Below are 911 nucleotides of genomic sequence, written 5' to 3'. Positions count from 1 at the left end.
GCCTTCACCAACTCCGGCACGGCAGTAAACAGATCGGCCACCAGCCCATAGTCGGCCACCGAGAAGATCGGCGCCTCCTCATCCTTGTTGATCGCCACGATCACCTTGGAATCCTTCATGCCCGCCAGGTGCTGGATCGCCCCCGAGATGCCCACAGCCACATACAGCTGCGGCGCCACGATCTTGCCGGTCTGCCCGACCTGCCAGTCGTTGGGCGCATAGCCCGCATCCACCGCGGCGCGGCTGGCCCCCATGGCCGCGCCCAGCTTGTCCGCCAGCGGGGTGATGACTTCGGTGAACTTCTCGGCACTGCCCAGCGCGCGCCCGCCCGAGACGATGATCTTGGCCGCGGTCAGCTCGGGGCGGTCGTTCTTGGCGATCTCGCTGCCCATGAAGCTGGACTTGCCGCTGTCGGGCGTGGCGCTGATGGTTTCCACGGTGGCGCTGCCACCGCTGCCGGGGGCCGGGTCAAAGCCCGTGGTGCGCACCGTGATGACCTTGGTGGCGTCACTGCTTTGCACGATGGCAATGGCGTTGCCGGCATAGATCGGGCGCTCGAAGGTGTCGGGGCTGTCCACCTTGCTGATGTCGCTGATCTGCGCCACATCGAGTTTGGCGGCCACGCGCGGGGCGATGTTCTTGCCGCTGGCGGTGGCCGGGAACAGGATATGGCTGTAATTGGCGGCAATGGCCAGCACCTGGGCGGCGAGGTTCTCGGCCAGGCCGTGCGCCAAGTACTCGCCCTCTGCGTGCAACACCTTGGTCACGCCGGTGATCTGGGAGGCTTGGGCAGCGGCGGCGCCGGCATGGTGGCCGGCGACCAGCACGTGCACCTCACCGCCGCACTGGGCGGCAGCGCTCACGGTGTTCAGGGTGGCGCCCTTGAGGTGGGCGTTGTCGTGTTCGGCAAT

Annotated in this window: 1 protein-coding gene; it reads right to left on the bottom strand. The window is 67.3% G+C overall.

What is annotated here, in order from left to right; translation table 11 throughout:
- The coding region (locus B0E49_RS00005; protein WP_286137705.1) for an electron transfer flavoprotein subunit alpha/FixB family protein at window positions 1–911 on the bottom strand (911 nt) is incomplete at both ends.

This window comes from Polaromonas sp. C04 (assembly GCF_002002705.1).
Classification (GTDB): domain Bacteria; phylum Pseudomonadota; class Gammaproteobacteria; order Burkholderiales; family Burkholderiaceae_C; genus Rhodoferax_A.
The sequence above is the reverse complement of the archived record's forward strand: the minus strand, read 5'-3'. Positions and strand labels throughout refer to the sequence as shown.